The 17704-nt window shown below is 64.1% G+C and carries 17 protein-coding genes; 4 read left to right on the top strand and 13 right to left on the bottom strand.

The window, feature by feature from the left end; all coding sequences use genetic code 11:
• Window positions 1-30: 30 nt before the first annotated feature.
• A complete protein-coding gene (locus ACVWY6_RS06935; RefSeq protein ID WP_457537003.1) occupies window positions 31-1200 on the bottom strand; it encodes a cytochrome P450 in 1170 nt (389 codons plus the stop codon).
• A 166-nt stretch (window positions 1201-1366) separates the two neighbouring features.
• Window positions 1367-2401, bottom strand: coding sequence for a MaoC family dehydratase (locus ACVWY6_RS06940; protein WP_457537005.1), 1035 nt, complete (start codon window positions 2399-2401; stop codon window positions 1367-1369).
• A 154-nt stretch (window positions 2402-2555) separates the two neighbouring features.
• On the opposite strand from ACVWY6_RS06940, the gene ACVWY6_RS06945 reads away from it, so the two are divergent.
• Together ACVWY6_RS06945 and ACVWY6_RS06950 are read left to right on the top strand one after the other, a co-directional pair.
• Window positions 2556-3710: an acyl-CoA dehydrogenase family protein gene (locus ACVWY6_RS06945; protein WP_457537007.1), complete on the top strand. Its 1155-nt coding sequence runs from the start codon at window positions 2556-2558 to the stop codon at window positions 3708-3710.
• 28 nt (window positions 3711-3738) lie between these two features.
• Window positions 3739-4479 (top strand): GntR family transcriptional regulator, encoded by a 741-nt coding sequence (locus ACVWY6_RS06950; protein ID WP_457537009.1) that lies wholly within the window; start codon window positions 3739-3741, stop codon window positions 4477-4479.
• 10 nt (window positions 4480-4489) lie between these two features.
• On the opposite strand, the gene ACVWY6_RS06955 is transcribed toward ACVWY6_RS06950, so the two are convergent.
• The 5 genes from ACVWY6_RS06955 to tatA all read right to left on the bottom strand — a co-directional run bounded on the left by ACVWY6_RS06955 (window position 4490) and on the right by tatA (window position 9434).
• Complete coding sequence (locus ACVWY6_RS06955; RefSeq protein ID WP_457537011.1) at window positions 4490-5587, bottom strand: acyl-CoA dehydrogenase family protein; 1098 nt, start codon at window positions 5585-5587, stop codon at window positions 4490-4492.
• Entirely contained in the window at window positions 5584-6558 is a 975-nt protein-coding gene (locus tag ACVWY6_RS06960) for an acyl-CoA dehydrogenase family protein (protein WP_457537012.1), read from the bottom strand. Before ACVWY6_RS06960 ends, ACVWY6_RS06955 begins: the two co-directional genes overlap by 4 nt.
• Window positions 6559-7734: an acyl-CoA dehydrogenase family protein gene (locus ACVWY6_RS06965; protein WP_457537014.1), complete on the bottom strand. Its 1176-nt coding sequence runs from the start codon at window positions 7732-7734 to the stop codon at window positions 6559-6561.
• Window positions 7734-8684 carry an enoyl-CoA hydratase gene (locus ACVWY6_RS06970; protein ID WP_457537016.1) on the bottom strand — a complete coding sequence of 317 codons (951 nt, stop codon included), beginning with the start codon at window positions 8682-8684 and terminating at the stop codon, window positions 7734-7736. The genes ACVWY6_RS06965 and ACVWY6_RS06970 overlap by 1 nt, the downstream gene beginning before the upstream one ends.
• Before the next feature lie 483 nt (window positions 8685-9167).
• The gene (gene tatA / locus ACVWY6_RS06975; RefSeq protein ID WP_457537018.1) at window positions 9168-9434 is read right to left on the bottom strand and encodes a Sec-independent protein translocase subunit TatA; all 267 of its coding nucleotides are present in this window, start codon (window positions 9432-9434) and stop codon (window positions 9168-9170) included.
• A gap of 651 nt (window positions 9435-10085) precedes the next feature.
• Between tatA and ACVWY6_RS06980 the strand changes: the two genes are divergently transcribed.
• Entirely contained in the window at window positions 10086-10904 is an 819-nt protein-coding gene (locus ACVWY6_RS06980; protein ID WP_457537020.1) for a MerR family transcriptional regulator, read from the top strand.
• Window positions 10905-10908: 4 nt separating this feature from the next.
• On the opposite strand, the gene ACVWY6_RS06985 is transcribed toward ACVWY6_RS06980, so the two are convergent.
• Complete coding sequence (locus ACVWY6_RS06985; protein ID WP_023956709.1) at window positions 10909-11124, bottom strand: zinc-ribbon domain-containing protein; 216 nt, start codon at window positions 11122-11124, stop codon at window positions 10909-10911.
• 151 nt (window positions 11125-11275) lie between these two features.
• Between ACVWY6_RS06985 and ACVWY6_RS06990 the strand changes: the two genes are divergently transcribed.
• Entirely contained in the window at window positions 11276-12136 is an 861-nt protein-coding gene (locus ACVWY6_RS06990) for an alpha/beta fold hydrolase (protein WP_457537022.1), read from the top strand.
• A gap of 35 nt (window positions 12137-12171) precedes the next feature.
• Here the strand turns inward: ACVWY6_RS06990 and atzF are convergent, their stop codons facing one another.
• From atzF to ACVWY6_RS07015, 5 genes are read right to left on the bottom strand one after another with little or no spacing between them, the layout of a single operon-like run.
• A complete protein-coding gene (gene atzF / locus ACVWY6_RS06995; RefSeq protein WP_457537024.1) occupies window positions 12172-13893 on the bottom strand; it encodes an allophanate hydrolase in 1722 nt (573 codons plus the stop codon).
• A complete protein-coding gene (locus ACVWY6_RS07000; RefSeq protein WP_457537025.1) occupies window positions 13893-14552 on the bottom strand; it encodes an alpha/beta fold hydrolase in 660 nt (219 codons plus the stop codon). The genes atzF and ACVWY6_RS07000 overlap by 1 nt, the downstream gene beginning before the upstream one ends.
• Window positions 14549-15256 (bottom strand): biuret amidohydrolase, encoded by a 708-nt coding sequence (biuH, locus tag ACVWY6_RS07005; RefSeq protein ID WP_457537027.1) that lies wholly within the window; start codon window positions 15254-15256, stop codon window positions 14549-14551. The genes ACVWY6_RS07000 and biuH overlap by 4 nt, the downstream gene beginning before the upstream one ends.
• Window positions 15253-16335: a ring-opening amidohydrolase gene (locus tag ACVWY6_RS07010; RefSeq protein WP_457537029.1), complete on the bottom strand. Its 1083-nt coding sequence runs from the start codon at window positions 16333-16335 to the stop codon at window positions 15253-15255. The genes biuH and ACVWY6_RS07010 overlap by 4 nt, the downstream gene beginning before the upstream one ends.
• A complete protein-coding gene (locus ACVWY6_RS07015) occupies window positions 16332-17645 on the bottom strand; it encodes a nucleobase:cation symporter-2 family protein (RefSeq protein ID WP_457537031.1) in 1314 nt (437 codons plus the stop codon). The genes ACVWY6_RS07010 and ACVWY6_RS07015 overlap by 4 nt, the downstream gene beginning before the upstream one ends.
• Window positions 17646-17704: the final 59 nt, after the last annotated feature.

Below are 17704 nucleotides of genomic sequence, written 5' to 3' on the forward strand. Positions count from 1 at the left end.
CGCGGCCCCGCAGGTGTGACGGCCTGCGACTCAGCTGAACCTGGCGCGGAATGAGGCGAAACCTTGCAGACAGTTGTTCGAGAGCGGAACCGGATCCGACACTTCGATGGTCTCGACCCGCGTGATCAACTCGCCCAGCAGGGTCTGCATCTCGAGCTTGGACAGCTGCATACCGACACACGTGTGCATCCCGTGTCCCCAGCCGAGATTGCTGCCTCGTCGGTGCAGTGAGAACGTCTGGGGATCGTCGAAGTGGCGCTCGTCCATGTTCGCCGCGGCGTAGAGCAGCACAACGCGCTCACCTGCCCGGATCCTGACACCGTCGATGTCCGTGTCGTGACTCACCCTTCGAGTGAAGCCGCGAACAGGTGGCGCCACACGTACCGCCTCGACCACAGCGGTAGGGATCAATTCGGGGTCGGCTCTGAGTTGAGCGTAGACCTGCGGATCGCGGCCCAGGCTCCAGAGCAGTTGGCCCGTCGCGAGGATGGTGGTGTCGAGACTCGGTGCCACGAAGTCGATCACCATGGTTCGCGCCTCGGACCTGCTGATCTCTCCGCGGTCGGCAGCATCGAAGACACTGGCCGCCCATCCATCGGGCGTGACCTGTGAACGGCGCAGCCGCATCGTGTAGAGCAGCAACCCCAAAGCCGCCGGAGTCGCGTCGATAGCCCGTCGGTTCAGCGGACCGAGAATGTCGAATGTCCCGGCACCCCAAGTGAGTAACTGCTGCGGTCCGACCTCGACACCGACGAGATCTGCAATTGCTGCGATCGGAAGCCGGGAGGCGAAGTCCGCAACTCCGTCGAATGAGTCCCGTTCCAGCAGCCGGTCCACGGTCGCGCGTGCTTCGTCGCGAAGGATGGGTAACGACGGCCGGATTGCGCGTGATATCAACGACTGCATCAGTATTCGACGACGGGCCGAATGTCGTTCATCATCGCTGGACAACCCGGTCTTGCGTCCGAGTAGATTCGCGACCGGGTTCGCCGCGACCCCGGAGCCGCTACGAAAGGTGGCATCGTCCCGAAGTGCGCTCCTGACGTCGACGAAGCGACCCATCGCCCACACCTTGTGTTTCGGTAGCCACACCACCGAGCCCGCGTCGCGGATCTGCCGGTAAACGGGCTGCGGATCGATCAGTGCCGTCTGTCCGTACAAGTCGACATCGACCACCGGGGCGTTTCGGTGGACCTTCATGCCGATACCTGCGTGAGCGAGGTGCGATGCGTCCGTCGGTGAGTGGAAAGTAATTGGCCAACACCCCATTCGGTGTGAGCTGTGGCCATCACGACACGGTCAGGACGAACTAGTACCGCAGCTCATCAATCCGTCGAGCCAGCGGTGAGCGATCGCGCGAAGTGGGTCAGGTTGTCAACACGGTGAACCGCCAGTCGAGCACTGGCACACCCGTGTCGGGGCGCTCGGACTCACCACCCGTGTCATCGGGCACCACGTAGGCAATCGACCTCAGCCGCACCACTGCGGCGCCGCCGATCGATTCGCATGACTCCACCTGCAACTGACTGGTGATGGTGTCGCCTTCGTGCACGGGTCCGAGATGATCGCAGGACTGCCAGCCGAGTACGGTCACCAGATTCGGTAGCGCGCGGGTCGCCTGGGCCAACGCGATCCCGATCGTATGGCCGCCGTAGACGAGCCGCCGGCCGCCGTTCACGCGGGAATCATGATGTGTCGCAGCAATGTTCAATGTCAACCGGGCGAGTTCTGGTGCGCTCGACACCACGTCAGCGCTACTGGAGAACGTGGTGCCGGTACGTGCGGCGGTCCATTCTGGACTCGATGGCGGGAGGGCGGACAGGTTCCACCACTCAGGGACAGACAAGCCCGCCTCGCTGTCCGGGCCGATCAGCCCGAGGTCGTCCGCCGGCACTGGACGGTCGTTTCCCGGCTCATCGGACACCGGGATCATCGCGCACCGGTGGAAGTCGAGCACCTTGCGGCCATCTTGATCCGTGGTCTCCATCCGCAGGGCCGCCAACCCGGTGGGCCGTCGGCCGGGCTTCGCCGAATTGGCACGTAGCCCAACCACTTCCGTGCGAGTGCTGAGGGTGTCGCCGACATGCGGGAAGGAATGGAAACGCAGTCCTCGGTAGAAGAGGTTCGCCTTCACGTGATGGGTGGCGAGTGTCGATTGTCCGATGGCGACGTCACAGACGAGCCCGGGATGTGCCAGAGGGGTTGACCGTCCGGTGACCTTCTCGGACAGGTGGGCGTCAAGCGCAAGTCTCAAACGATCGCCGAGGATGGCCTGATGTAGCGCCGCGGCCCCGCTGGTGAGTGTCATCGAAGGGGCGGTGTCGAATACCTGGCCCACTGCGAGTTCATCGAAGTAGGGGCCGCCGACGGCGATGGTGCCGGCGGGCTCGAGCTCCGTCATCGTCTCGGTCTCCTGTGCCAGCGCGCCCGTCTATGTACGGCCAAAGTCACCGCTGATGCTGGCAGCAAAGCTCGCCCGGTGTCAAGCATTCGATTGACAAGGCGAAGGTGGCAGCGAAATATGGCCGTACAAAGTCTCGGCCGACGGAGGGCAGATGAAACACGACCTGAACGACGAAGAGGCTTTCCTGGTGAAGACGGTTCGCGACTTCGTCGATCGTGAGGTCAAGCCATCGGTTCGCGAGGTCGAGCACGCCAACGAGTACCCCGAGGCGTGGATCGAGCAGATGAAGCAGATCGGCATCTATGGGCTAGCCGTCGCCGAGGAGCATGGCGGCTCGCCGGTGTCCATGCCGTGCTACGCCCAGGTGACCGAGGAGTTGGCGCGCGGTTGGATGAGCCTGGCGGGGGCAATGGGTGGGCACACCGTGGTGGCCAAGTTGCTGTCCACGTTCGGAACAGAAGAGCAGAAGCGGCGGTACCTCCCGGTGATGGCAACCGGCGAGCTCCGCGCAACGATGGCCCTGACCGAACCGGGTGGGGGATCGGATCTCCAAGCAATGGCGACGGTCGCAAAGGTCGATGGCGACGACCTCGTGATCAACGGGTCGAAGACATGGATCAGCAATGCGCGACGTTCCGGACTCATCGCCTTGCTGTGCAAAACCGATCCGGCCGCGACCCCACGTCACCGGGGGATGTCGATTGTTCTGGTGGAACACGGACCGGGGCTTGTTGTCTCGCGAGACCTACCCAAACTCGGTTACAAAGGTGTGGAGTCGTGCGAGTTGTCCTTCGACAACTATCGGACCTCGGCGTCGGCCATCCTCGGCGGCACACCCGGTGAGGGTTTCGCCCAGATGATGAAAGGCCTGGAAACCGGACGAATCCAGGTTGCCTCGCGCGCACTGGGTGTCGGCGCCGCGGCGCTCGAAGATGCGCTGGCATACGCGCAACAGCGGGAGAGTTTCGGCCAACCCATCTGGAAACACCAGTCGATCGGTAACTACCTGGCAGACATGGCAACCAAACTGACCGCCGCCCGTCAGCTCACCCGGTACGCCGCTGAGAAGTTCGACTCCGGTGAGCGATGCGATATGGAAGCCGGTATGGCAAAGCTGTTCGCGTCCGAGACGGCCATGGAGATCGCATTGAACTCGGTGCGGATCCATGGCGGTTACGGCTACTCCACCGAGTATGACGTCGAGCGTTATTTCCGTGACGCACCGCTGATGATCGTCGGAGAGGGCACCAACGAGATCCAACGCAACGTCATTGCCGCTCAGTTGGTATCGCGGGGCGGGTTGTGAGGGTGCGCCCGTACCATCGCGGGGCTTCATGACCGGAAAAAGGCGCGACGCCGAACCCGCGTATCAGGCGTTGGCAAGACAGTTGCGCCAGGACATCGCCGCAGGCAATTACGACAACGGCGTTCGTCTGCCCACCGAATCGGAACTGTCTGAACGCTATGAGGTCAGCAGGCAGACGGTACGGCGAGCGTTCGTCGACCTGGTGGCCGCAGGCATCGTCTACCGCGTACCGGGAAGAGGTACCTTCGTCAACGACGCCGGTGGACGGTATCTGCGCCAGCAGGGTTCGATCGAGGACCTGCTGAACCTCTCGACCGACACCACCATGGAAGTCATGAGTGCTTTGCAGCGCCGAGTCGACGTCGAGGCGGCCAGCCGGCTACGGCTGGACAGCGACGTGGTCTATTCGGTGGTGTTCCGACGGTTCCACGAAGGCGTGCCTTTTGTCCTGACGACGGTGCACCTGCCTGAGGACACCGCCAGGTTCATCCTCGACGCACCCGAGATGGCCACAGGCGCGGTCAGCACGTACACGGTGATCGGTCTGCTCGGGCCGCATCTACCGTCGCCGATCTCCGAGGCCGCGCAGTCGATCACAGTGGACACCGCCGATTCGTCCGATGTTGCGCACCTCGGATGTCGCCCCGGCCATCCCGTTCTCCGCATCGACCGTCTCTACCGCGACGACGCCGATGCCATCCGTGAGCTCTCCGTAAGCCACTATCTCCCAGAGCATTACACCTATCGCGTCACACTGCACCGCGCCTGAGGTGTAGAACTCAAAGGCCGGCCGCTTGTGCCAGTCGTCCCAGCGAATGGTGCGGCTGACCGATCAGCTGCGCGCTCCCATGTGCGCGCTTGAAGTACAGATGCGCGTCGTGCTCCCATGTGATGCCGATTCCGCCATGGAGCTGAATGGTCTCGGCGGCAATGTGGTTGAACGCGTCCGAGCAGTACACCCGGGCAGCGTCGGCGAGGGCAAGCGCTTCGTCGGTTCCGTTGACGAGTGCGTCGACGGCTGCGTAGGAGATCGAATGCGCAGTCTCGGTGAGTGCGTACATGTCGGCCATCCGGTGCTTGAGTGCCTGGAATGAGCCGATGACCCGCCCGAACTGTTTGCGCGACTTCGTGTATTCGACGGTCAGGTCGAGCGCTGCGCGAGCGGCCCCCACCTGTTCGGCGCTGATCGCGACGAATGCGGTCGCGCGGAGGTTGTCCACCAGATTCTCTGCCGTGGGGATGGCGATGGCATCGACATCCTCGAAGGTGACGGTTGTCAGCGGCCTCGTGGGGTCCATGGTGGGACGGGCTACTCGAGTGATGCCGTCGGCGTTCGCATCCACCTGATGCAGCGTGACGTGCTCACCCGAGCGGGCCAGGACCAGCAACACGTCGGCATACTCGCCGTCGAGCACGTAGTGGCTCGTACCGGAGAGAATCCCGCTGCTCGCCTCCACTCCGGGTTCGTTCCAGCCGGATTCGCCTGCCCAGCACAGTGCGGCCACCTTCTCGCCCGATGCCAGGTCAGGAAGGGTACGTGCGCAGGCCTCGTCGTCTCTGCTGAGGAGCAGGGCCTGCGTGGCGAGAACCGCAGAACCGAGCATCGGAACAGGGGAGAGATGTTTGCCCAGTTCTTCGAGGACCACATGGGTTTCGGTGAGCGTGGCGCCCACACCGTCGAACTGCTCCGGGATCGCCAGTGCGGCGACGCCGATCTGTTCGCACAGGGTGGACCACAGAGCCTGGTCGTGCCTGTTCTCCGACGACATCGCCGCTCGCACGCTTGCGGAGTCACCACTGCGGCGTAGCAGCGCAGCAACCGAATCACGAAGCGCGGATTGCTCTTCGGTGTCGATTCCGGGGGAGTAGATGCTCATGCGCTGATCGACTCCAGAACCCGGGACCGGTGGACGGCCGGCGTACCCCACGCCGACAGCAGGGCACGAGTCTTTGTCAGGTAGAGCGACAGATCGTGCTCTTGGGTGTACCCGATGGCGCCGAGCACCTGCAGGCCGACCCGGGAGGCGAGGTAGGCGGCCTCTCCCGCGGCGACTTTCGCCGCTGACACATCGCGCGAGGCGAATTGTGGTTCGGGTACTTGTCCGTCCAGGGTGAGTGCTGCTCCGTGCACGAGTGGCCGTGCCATCTCGACGGCGATCGCCACATCGGCGAGATGGTGTTTCACAGCCTGGAATGAACCGATTTCCCTGCCGAACTGCTTCCGCGTTTTCGCGTACTCGCTGGTGAGGGTGAGCGTGGTCTGCGCGAGGCCGATGAGCTGCGCCGCCGTCGCCAGGGCACCGAAGTCGAATGCGCGGGAGGCATCGACATCGGCCAGCCGTTCGCCGGCCTGCACGACCGAGAGCGTGCGGGACAGATCCACCGACGGGCGCGGGTCTGTACCCACCCCGGTGCTCAAGGTCGAGCCGTCGACGAGATAGGTCTGTTCGGCGACTTCCACATCGACGGCGAAAGGAACCTCGGGAGGCAGTGCCAACGTGGCCAGTGCACCTTCTGCCAATGCGGCCAACGGTTCGGTCACGGCGGCATCGGCAAGCAGAACCGGCACTGCAGCAACAGTTTCGGCAACGGGCCCGGGCACTCCGTAACGGCCGAGCGTCTCGACAGCGACGACCATCTCGACGGCGCCGGCGCCCATGCCGCCGTTGTCGTCGGAGATCAGCAGTGCGTTGACGCCGGTCTCGGCCAGCCTCGACCACACCTTGCGCCCTGGTTCGAGGTCCCCGGTGTTCCACGCGCGAATCACCGCGGGGAGATCACTCTTGGCGAGCATGGCGTCGATCGACGACGCGAGATCGCGGTGCTCGTCTTCCAGCAGAAATCTCATCTAGCGGTCCCCTCGCGGAAGTCCGAGCAGTCGTTCGGCGATCACGTTTCGCTGGATCTCGTTGGTACCGGCATAAATCGGCCCCGACAGTGAGAACAGGTACCCATCGGTCCAGTCGCCGGACGGGTGCCGAAGCGCAACTTCGGATCCCGGTCCCAACAGATCCAACGCTGTCTCGTGGGTTGCGATGTCCCACTGTGACCAGAACACTTTGTTGATCGACGACTCCATACCCAGCTGTCCGCCCTCGGCCAGTCTGCTGACGGTGGCAAACGTGGACAGCTCATACGCCCGGGCACCGATCCACGCATCGGCCACGCGGTCGCCGAGCCCGGCGCGCAGCTCGGGTACGGTGTCGCGCCACAGGTTCAGCAGCCGGTCGGTGGTGGCAAGGAAACGACCGGGGGAGCGGAGGGAGAGTCCACGTTCGTTGGCCGCGGTGCTCATGGCCACCTTCCAGCCGTTGTTCACCTCGCCGATCACTCCGGACTCGCCGGGCTGATCTGGATCGTCGGGAACAAAGACGTTCTCCAGGAACAGCTCTGCGAATCCTGGCTCGCCGTCGAGCTGATTGATGGGCCGGACGGTGACACCCTCTGCGCGCAGATCGAACATGAAGTAGGTGATCCCGCGGTGCCGAACCGAGTCGGGGTCGGAACGGAACAGGCCGAAACCCCAGTCCGCGAAGCTCGATCGTGAGCTCCAGGTCTTCTGGCCGTTGAGCAGCCAGCCGCCTTCGGTACGAGTTGCGGTGGATCGCAGCGATGCGAGGTCGCTGCCGGCCTCGGGTTCGCTCCACGCCTGACCCCAGATGTCGTCGGCCCGTGCCATCCGCGGCATGATCCGTGTCAGCTGATCAGGGTGAGCATGTTCGAAAAGCGTTGGTGCCAACAGGAAGATGCCGTTCTGGCTGACCCGGCCCGGAGCCCCGCTGCGGTAATACTCTTCTTCGAAGATCAGCCAGTGCAGCAGCGGTGCGTCGCGACCACCGAACTCTTCGGGCCAGCTGACCACCGACATGCGGGCGTCGGCCATGGTGGCCTCCCACTGTCGGTGCTGTTCGAAGCCTTCGGCGCTGTCCATGGACCGCAGCGGTTTTTGGGGAACGTTCTCGGACAGCCATCCCCGGACCTCGTCGCGAAAGGTGTTCGCCGCGTCGTCGAAGAGCAGATCCATCAGGACTCCTGCCTGGTAGCGCTGGACTTCATCGACTTGGCGTCCATGCCACCCAAGGGGTCACCCTCGGGTGCTTCGGCATTGGCGCTGTGTGCGAAGTGGTGCCAGCCGAAGACCGAGTCCATCGCGTTTCGCATGCCCATCTGGTCTTCACAGATGTTGACGGCCTTCTTGCACAACGCGAGTCCCAGCTGGGGCATCTCGGCGATGTTCCCGGCGATCTCGTCGACCTTCGCGGCCAGTTCGTCGCGGGGGACAACGTGGTTGACCATGCCCCAGTCGAGAGCTTCCTTGGCTCCGAATCGCTGGCCGGTGAAGAGGATCTCCTTGGCGCGGCGTGGACCGAGCACAAATGCGTGGGCGAAGTACTCGACCCCGGGGATGCCCATCCGGGCGACCGGGTCGGAGAAGAACGCGTCGTCCGAGGCGACGATGAAGTCGCAGATCCAGGCCAGCATCATGCCGCCGGCGATGCAGGCACCGTGCACCTGTGCGATCACGGGTTTGGGGATCTCCCGCCAGCGGCGGCACATCCCCATGTACACCTCGACCTCGCGGGCGAGTCGCTGGTCACCGCCTGTGCGGTCGGTGTGGTCCCAATAGAGGGTGGCGGTGTTCGGGTACTTGACGTGGAAGTCGCGTTCAGGCGTGCCGATGTCGTGACCGGCGGAGAAGTGTTTGCCCGCTGCACGCAGGACGATGACCTTGACGTCGGCATCGTTGACGGCGCGCACGAACGCCGCGTCGAGGGAGTACGTCATGACCGAGTTCTGCGCGTTGCGATAGTCGGGACGGTTCAACGTCACATACGCGACGGCGCCCACGGTCTCGTACGCCACGGGGGTGGTGTCGACGCCAAGCTCGGAAGCGGTGAGAGGGCTCGGGATAGTCACCTCGACACCATACCTAGCAAGTGCTTGGTTGGTAAATGGCGCTGTGAGATCGGGCATGGTCGCCCGCGTCGTCGCTCTGCGCGGGCCATTCAGTCAGGAAGTTCCACCATCACCGCTAACTGGGCGGTTCACGGACGGAGGGTCACTCGGATAGTCGTCCGGGAAACAACCAGTGCGCCACATTGCGGCGCGTGGCCATCAGCGATCTCAACGGGCCGCCGGCGGCCGGGTTGCCGTGGCTGTACATCCCTGGCTCTCCGGCCTTCGACCGGCCTGGCGGTGGCGGCGGGGTGTTCACCGAGAAGGGTTCAAAAGCGGAAGACATTTCCTGCCCTCGTGGTTCTGGCTGCGGCCGCACCGCAGGCCGCCGTATATCTGTGGCGGCCTGCGATACGGGCGTGCTCATCCGGCGCTTCCGGTTGCTACAGCCTGCGCGATAACGCCGAAAGTGTTTCCGATTACTTCGATGAGGTAAAAGAATGTTGACAGCACGTTTCTCCTTTCGTAGTTGATAAGGTTTCTGGGCCGGGAACTCGTGATCTATGCGGGCCGTTGCGTTCGTCTGGTGTGTTCCGGGTCGGTACCTGTCCTCACGGCGTCACCGCTGTTCAGAGCGGGATGCGAATTGGGTTGTGATGCAGGATCTCCGGCGGTTTTGTCGTCGTTGTTCATCTCGCTGATCTCGCTCTTGAAGATTCGCATCGAGCGACCGAGTCCGCGTGCGGCGTCGGGTAGTTTTCTCGATCCGAAAAGAATCAAGAAAACAAGAACGACGAGGACGATATGCCACGGTTGAAGAGCGTTCATTGATCCCCCTGTGTACTGATTAGTTTTCGCGCCAGTGCGGAATTCTGTCAGTTGTGCACACATTCACCCCGACTGGTATCAGTGATACGCAGACTGTTTCTATGTAACATGAGTAGCACGATGTGGCAGCAGTCACAAGATGTACTGAGAATCCTTTTCAGGGGGCTGCGACTAGTGCAGGTCTTTTCGGGCGCCGAGGTGGCCGGATTCGTTCCGTGTCGCAGCTTGCAAAGTCATCTGTTTACGGTCGATGAACGGGACTTCGGACCACCACGTCCGCCGAACCCCGCCACGCCGACCCAACTGCTCGATGCCACCGATGAGGTGCCGGCCAAGAGCAGCTGGTGGACGAGGGTGACGGGCTAGCCTCTCGTCGCCGGCTCGATCGTCAAGGAACTGATCTGTTTCGTTTTGTCCACCGTGAATCGGTTCGCCAGGTCGATTCGGCCGCCTGGGAAGTTTCCTTCGATGCGGTTGATCACAACGATTGCGTCGGCATGCTCTTCGGTTCGCAACCGTGTTGTGGTGTACGTGAACGAATGCGCGACTTCTGCACGCCAGGAGACGATTTCGCTGCGACCCCGGTAGGTCCCCCGGCGACGTCGCCGCGAAGGTTGAGGTTCCCCTCAGGGGAAGGGGGAGACTGAGGTGGTGCCCAGTTTGATGACCATCGGTGACTTCAGCCGCGCGACACGTCTCAGTGCCAAAGCGCTCAGGTTCTACCACCGTGTGGGCCTGCTCGAACCCGCTGCCGTGGACCCTAACAACCAGTACCGCTACTACGGTCGGGAACAGATCGAGGATGCACGGGTCATTCACCATCTCCGCTCGCTCGACATGCCTGTCGAGGACATCCACCGAGCGCTGCAGGCATCCGACGAAGACACAAAGAACGCCATCATCGCCGACCATCTGCAGCGTATGGAAGAACGGCTGGCGCACACACAGTCCGCGGTGGAGTCGCTACGTCGATTGTTGACGGACCACACACAGCCGGTGCGGATCGAACGACGTGACATCGCGAACATGACTGCGTTGGTCATCCGCGACACCATCGATCTGGCTGATCTGGGTGCTTGGTTCACAAGTGCCAGCGCGGGCCTCGATGACGTTGTCACGCGATCGGGCATCCCCACCGATGGGCCCCGCGGTGGACTGTGGTCGACCGAGTTGTTCCTGGACGAACACGGCGAATGTGCCCTCTTTCAACCGGTTGTGCCCTCGAGTGCACCGCCCGAAGGCGGCCGGGTCGTACTGGAATCGCTGCCCGCCGCGACGCTGGCGGTGGCGACGCACCGGGGCAACGATGCGACCATCGGCGAGGCGTACGCAGACCTCGGTGCTTACGTCAACGAACACGGTATCGGCGCACCCGGTCCGGTGCGAGAAACCTACCTGGAAGGCATTCCCGGACGAGACGGGACAACCGAGATCGGCTGGCCTATCACTGCTTCGGGCGGAAGGATCTGACCACTCACACCGCGGCGACGGTGCCGCAGATGCCACATTGCTCGAATTGGCGACGCTTCCAGCGCGCGATCGGGATGAAGAACAACGTGAATTGTTGGTACTGCCTGATCCGTGCCCACTGCGTGGTGTTGTGGCAGTGAGGACATGTGCGGGTTTGCCCCGGGCCGAGGTGTTTCTGCTTGGTGCCGAAACCAAAGATGAAGAACACGAAGCCCAGCATATAGCTTCCTTCGAAGCCGGCCGCTTGTCTGCGGTGGTTGCAGGTCGATCGGGGTGCGGCTGACCCGATGGCCGGCCGTCGCGCGGCCGATGACTTCTGTGCTGCCCCGCGGTCTACCCCGCTGGGTACATCGACAGGCAGGAATGCAGATATGACAGGTGCAACGCGCGCGGGCATGACCTCGGTGCAGGCCAACGGTGTGCAACTCGGCATCGAGAGATTCGGCCGCGAGGCAGACCCGCTGATCCTCCTGGCCGGCGGCACCACGATGTTGTCGTGGCCGGACGCACTGTGTGAACGCCTCGCAACAGGTGGTCGGCACGTGGTGCGCTACGACCTGCGTGACTCAGGGACGTCGACCACCCTCGACCCGGACAACCCTGCCTACAACCTTCGGGATCTGGCCGCAGACGCGGCCGCGTTGGTAGGGGCGCTCGGTAAACGCGCACATCTCGGCGGAATCGGTGTCGGGGGCATGGTTGCTCAAGTCGCCGCGCTCGACCACCCCGATGTGTTCTCAGCGTTGACCCTTGTCGGCACCCGACCGGTGGCGCCGGGTCCGGCAGACGAGGATCTGCCCGAACACGACGCAGCGGTCATGGCCGAACTGTTCTCTCGCCCGATGCCGGATTGGAGTGACAGGGAGGCCGTCGGGACGTTCGCGGCCAAGGGTGCCGAGTCATTGCGCAACGACCCAGCCGAGGCGCGGTCCACGGCGATGCGGATCTGGGATCGGACTCCGTCGACCGAACCGCCGGTGCAACAGGCGAACCAGCTCGGGATGGTGTTCTCCCACATCGACTGTGCCCCACGATGGCGGGAGCGGCTCGGTGGACTCGACCTGCCCACCGTCGTGGTGCACGGTCTCCAGGACCCGTTCTTCCCCGTCGGCAACGGCGAGGTCCTCGCTGCCGAAATCCCTGGCGCCCGACTGCTGGTGCTCGACGACATGGGTACCGCATTGCCACATGCGGCCACCGACCGAGTCGCTTCCGCCATGCTTGCGGTCTGATCGTCAGTTCGTCGTCAATCCGGCCAAGGCCTTCCTCAGAGATGTTGCGCACTGGCGGTTGCCGGTTCCGCTGCCCGGTACGCGAGCCATCCACCGAACCGGGTGATGTCCGTAGCGTCGGACAAAGCCGCACGCTCGCAACTGAATCCGATCATCGACCGTCCGCCGGTGAGCTGCACCGATCCCAGCATCATCGGCGCGGGCAATGTGGTGAGAAACGACGACAGTTCGGCCGGGGCCATCCGCCAGACGCCTCCGGTGATCGAACTGCCGCCGTCGATCGTGCGCACCAGTCCCGGTTTGGGTGGCGTGGTCGGCAGGGCATAGAGAGCATAGGTGGGGGCGGTGTGATCGGCGCCTACGAATCGCGCTCCCCGGCTTGTCATCTCGTGCTCGAGTGGCTGGCCTGGTAGGTGTGCGCCGACGACGAACACGTCCGACCACGATGCGCCGATGGATTCGATCCACGGCGCCCCTTGTGACAACGGCGGTGTTGCACCCGCAGCTGCAACCGGCTCTGGCGTCTCGACAACTCGGCGGGCCACGTCGAGGGCGACCGCATCGTGGAAGGCGCCCGCCAGCACAGTGACCCCGAACTGGGCGGGCCCGGCGGTTCCCGCGGGGACGGCGACACCGCACATGTCGAACAGGTTCGCGAAGTTGGTGTAGGTGCCGAGCCACGAGTTCACGCCGATCGGGTCGTCCTCGACCGCTGCGATCGATGGATGTCCTGGAACGGTCGGAACCAGCAGCGCGTCGAAATCCGACAGCAACGCAACGCTTTCGGCGCGCAGACGCTCGAGCCGCTCCAGGTCGCGCGCCATCTGAGACGCCGTCACTGTTCCCGCAGCCGAGATCACGCGGCCGACGGTGGGGTCCACTGCGTGGCGATGCGTGTCGACGAAGGCGCCGACAGCCGCGTGGCGTTCGGCGACAAGTCCACCCTCGTAGAGCAGGCGTGCTGCCTCGAGAAATGGTTCGAATGGAATTGCTTGTACAACAACACCGTCCGCGCGCAGTCGGTCCACGACTCGGTCAAAGGCCTCACTGCAGCCCGGGGACATCGCCGGCAACTCGCGCGGTATCGCAATGCGCGGGACGGGAGGTGCGGCCAGTGGTATGTCGTGTGGGAGAGCGCGTGTGCCCTCGCCTCCGGACATGAAACTCATGGCCGTGTTGGCAGTCTCGATGTCTCGGGCCATGATGGTCACCGAATCCCACGATCGGCATGCGGGCACCAGCCCTCGCGTGGAGACCAGGCCCAGGGTGGGCTTTATCCCGACTATGCCTCCGAGCGCTGCCGGCACCCGGCCTGAACCGGCCGTGTCGGTACCGATCGCGATGTCGGCGAGTCCGAGCGCGACGGCCACCGCCGATCCTGAGCTCGAACCACCCGCGATGTGGTCTGGTCGTCGCGCGTCCCGAACTCCTCCGTAAGGGCTTCTCTGCCCGACCAATCCGGTGGCGAACTGGTCCATGTTCGTCGACCCAACGACGGTGGCCCCTGCGGCCCGTAGGCGTGCGACCGCGTCGGCGTCAACGCTCGCCGGCGCAGCGGCGTACGAGGGGCATCCGGCGGTGGTCGGCAGTCCGGCGACATCGACGTTGTTCTTGACTGCCAACAGCATTCCGGCGAGCGGGCCCGTCGCTGTCACCGCGGCCTTGCTCACGTCCTCTCGGGCGAGGAGGTCGATCCAGATCTCGGACCGATCGAGTGTGTCCACTGCCTCGAAGAACGCGTCCACTCGTTCGGTCATCATCGACTCCCAGCGCGGTGTACATGAACCATGGGCTCCAACTCCTCGATCAGGAGCGCAAAGGCGTTGTCCAGGTGAGCGGCGTGAGAAGTGCCGGGCAGAACTCGCACTTTCAGGTCGAGGGCACCCGCCAGTGCGTTGACGGACTCGTGGCGCACACGCGGTGACTTGGCTCCGACGGTGAGGGTGACCGAAGACGAATTGATCGTGAGGGGGCGAGGTTCGAATCGTCGGAACATGGCAAGTTCTCGGGCAACCGTCTCCGAGTTCGATGTGGTCATCGAAGGGTCCCACCCGGGACCGTAGAGCTCGTGGCCGAAACCCGGGACCCCGTGTTTGTCGAACGCGGCGACGACGGGGTCCAGCAATCCTGGCATCAGTGACCCGGCCGCCGGTTCGTGCAGGACCGCCGCAGTCATCGTGACACCGCGGGCAGCCAACTCCAAGCCCAATGTCGCCCCGCCGCTGACGCCGAAGACCACCGCGCCGTCACACAACGGTGCCAGGAACTCGACTTCGGCCGCCAGGTCGCCGGAGCTGGGCCGCAGGGGGATCACGACGTGAAACCCTCTCTCGGACAACACTGTGGATGTCTGCTCCCATACGGGCGGGTCCACGGCCACGCCACACAGCAAGACGGCTCGCGACTGCGTTGTCATGAGGCGGCGAGCGATGCACTCGGGCCCAGCGCCGACAACAACTGCTCCGAGGTGGCAGTCGCGCCGAACACCCCACCCTGCATCGCGATCATGCTCAGCGCCGCCACATGGTGGCCGTGGTCGGTGGCGCCGGTGCAATCCGACAGCACCAGGCACTCGAAGCCACGATCATTGGCCTCACGCATGGTGGTGTGGACGCAGACATCAGTGGTGATCCCGGTGAGGATGAGGTTCGTGATACCCGCACTGCGCAAGATCAGGTCCAGGTCGGTGGCGTAAAAGGCGCCCTTGCCGGGTTTGTCGATGATCGGTTCTCCGGGCAGTGGTGCAACCTCCGGCACGATCTCCCACCCGGGTTCGCCGCGCACAAGGATGCGTCCGCACGGTCCGACCGAACCGATCTCGGCGCCCGCGCGCTCCGAACGCCACCGCTTGTTCTGCGGGAGGTCGGTCAAGTCGGGGCGGTGCCCTTCGCGGGTGTGGATCACCAGCATTCCTGCGTTGCGACACGCAGCGAGTACCTGGGCGGTCGGCGCGAGGCCGGCACGGGTCAGCGAGAGGTCGTAACCCATCGAGTCGACGTATCCGCCGGGCCCGCAGAAGTCGACCTGCCAGTCGATGAGTACCAGCGCGGTGCGCCCGACATCGAGAACACCGTCGTAGGGCCAGGCGTAGGGATGAGCGTCAACGGGGTGCGCGGTCATCGAGGTGTGCCTTCCGAAGTGGTGCTGTATGGGGTGATCTGGGGTGGATCTACTTCGTAGACGACGGTCACGCTGCCGCCCCCGGGTCGTCCCTGATGTTCGGCGCCGCCCGAGACATACACCGCCCCGTCGCCTTTGATGGCCGCGACAAGGGCGCCGACAGCAGCTCGTGCGTGGCGCGTCGCGTTGATGTCAGAGTCGGTGAGCATCGTGTGCCGCAGGTTGCGGATGGTTCCGGAGGGATCGGCTTCGGCCTTGACGAACAGCTGTCGAATACGGCCGCCACGCTCGGACACCAGAGCGGCAGCGGAGAGAAGCGAATCGAGGTCGTAGGCGTCCTTCATCTCGGTGTGCAAGGCGCGCAACGAGTTCGCGGCCTTGTCGCTCTCGCCGACCACCAGCACGTGGCACGATTTCAGTTCGGCTCCGGCACTTGCCGACGCCCGGTTCGACCAGGCGTGGCGCCGTCCCTCGAGTGCAGCCAGAGCGGTGTCGGTGTCGATCTCGTCGAGCGCCAGGGCGATTCCCAGCGAACTCGCTGCGCGCGAACGCGCCATCGACTCATAGGTGTCGTCGCTGACCGGCTCGATGCCGAGGGCACGCAGTCCTGCGATGTCGGTGGAGGTGAGCAGCGGACACTTGACCAGGACAAGGTGCACATCGTCGCCTGCGATGCCGAGTTCGGCGACCAGCTTGGCCACTGTGTCGCGGACCGACTCCATGTGCGAAACGCGCCCCAGCTCGGCCGGGGGGATTGCCGGGGTGGTTCCTGCGGCGGCGACCAGACCACGCTGATGACGGGGATCGACCCGATCGTCGGCCACCAGTAGGTTCACATGCGGTGCGATGACACCTTCGGTGCCTCCCGAGAACACGGTCACCGCAGCATCGTTGAGGTGGGGTTCCCATACCGCAGAGGCAAGCGTGCGGCTGAAGTCGTTGACGCAACCGTTGCCTTCGGTCTTGCCGACCACGGCGAGCACATCATCGGTGCCGAATCCGTTGTCGGCCAACAGCTCGAGGGCGCTGATGTCGTCGGGCCCCGTGGTGGGCGCGGTGAGCAGGCGAACTCCGGTCATGCCACGACCTCTTTGTTCGACGTCGGTTCAGCGGTCGGGGTGTTGTCGCCGCGTCGTCGTGGCGGTAGGTGATGGAAGACGATGTTGAGGACAAACGCGGTGATCACAGCGCTGCTGATGGCGTTGCCGAAGATGATCTGCACCTCGGCGGGGAAGTCGGTGTAGATGTCCTTGGAGACCACCGGGATCATCCCTGCGCCCAACGCCAGCGAGACGATCATCAGGTTGTCGTTGTTGCGGTAGTCCACCTTCGACAGGGTGCTGATGCCGGTGCCCGCGACGAGTGCGAACATCACCAGACTGACCGATCCGATGACCGCCCCCGGCAGGCTCGCGATCGTCTCGCCGAGCTTGGGGATCAACGCGAAGATGATCAGGAGCGCACCGGCGAACACCACGACCGAACGGCTCGCGATCTTGGTGATCCGGACGAGGCTGACGTTCTGCGCAAAGATGGTGTCGGGGAACGAGGTCCATACTCCCGCGAGTACTGCGGACGCACCGTCGGCGGCCAGACCGCGGGCGATACGCGGAGGGTCCGCGTCGATGCCGGTGGTCTCGGAGATCGCCATCATGTAGGCGGTCGACTCGATGAAGATCACGATCATCACGATGCTCATGGAGACGATCCCGGCGATGGGGAATGTCGGTGCGCCGAAGAAGAAGGGTTGCGGGATCCCGAACCACGCTGCGTCACCCACACCGGAGAAGTCCGTCATCGACATCGCCGCAGCCGCGATGGTTCCGAGGACCAGAGCGGTGAGAACGGCTGCCTGCCTGATGAATCCGCGGCCGTAGCGCATCAAGGCGACCACGACGATGATGATGCCCAAAGCCAGCGACAGTCGTTCACCGTCGGCCGGACCGTCGTCGAAGATCATCGACACTGCTTTACCGATGAGCGACAACCCGATCATCGTCACCGCTGCACCGCGCACGACCGGAGGAAAGAACCGCAACAGCTTGGAGAACGGCACCGCCGTGAGGAGAGCGAAGATCCCGGCACCGATCATCGACCCGTACACCGCATTCAGGCCGTATTCCTGCCCGATGAGGATCATCGGGGTGACGGCTGTGAACGAGGCACCTGCCACGACCGGCATCCGCGCACCCAGGATGTTGCCGATGCCGGCGGCCTGGATGATGGTGACGATGCCGGCGATCAGCAGGTCGGCGTTGACCAACAGTCCGATGGTGCGTTGGTCCAATCCGAGTGCGGCGCCGAAGACGAGGGGAACGGTGACGCACCCCGTGTACATGACGATCACATGCTGAGCGCCGAAGGCTCCCGTGCGCCACAGGCCGGACATACTCGGCCTTCGCGACGGGGTAGGTAGGAAGTTTTGCATGAACAATTCGTATACGTTCT

The organism is Williamsia sp. R60, assembly GCF_054063855.1.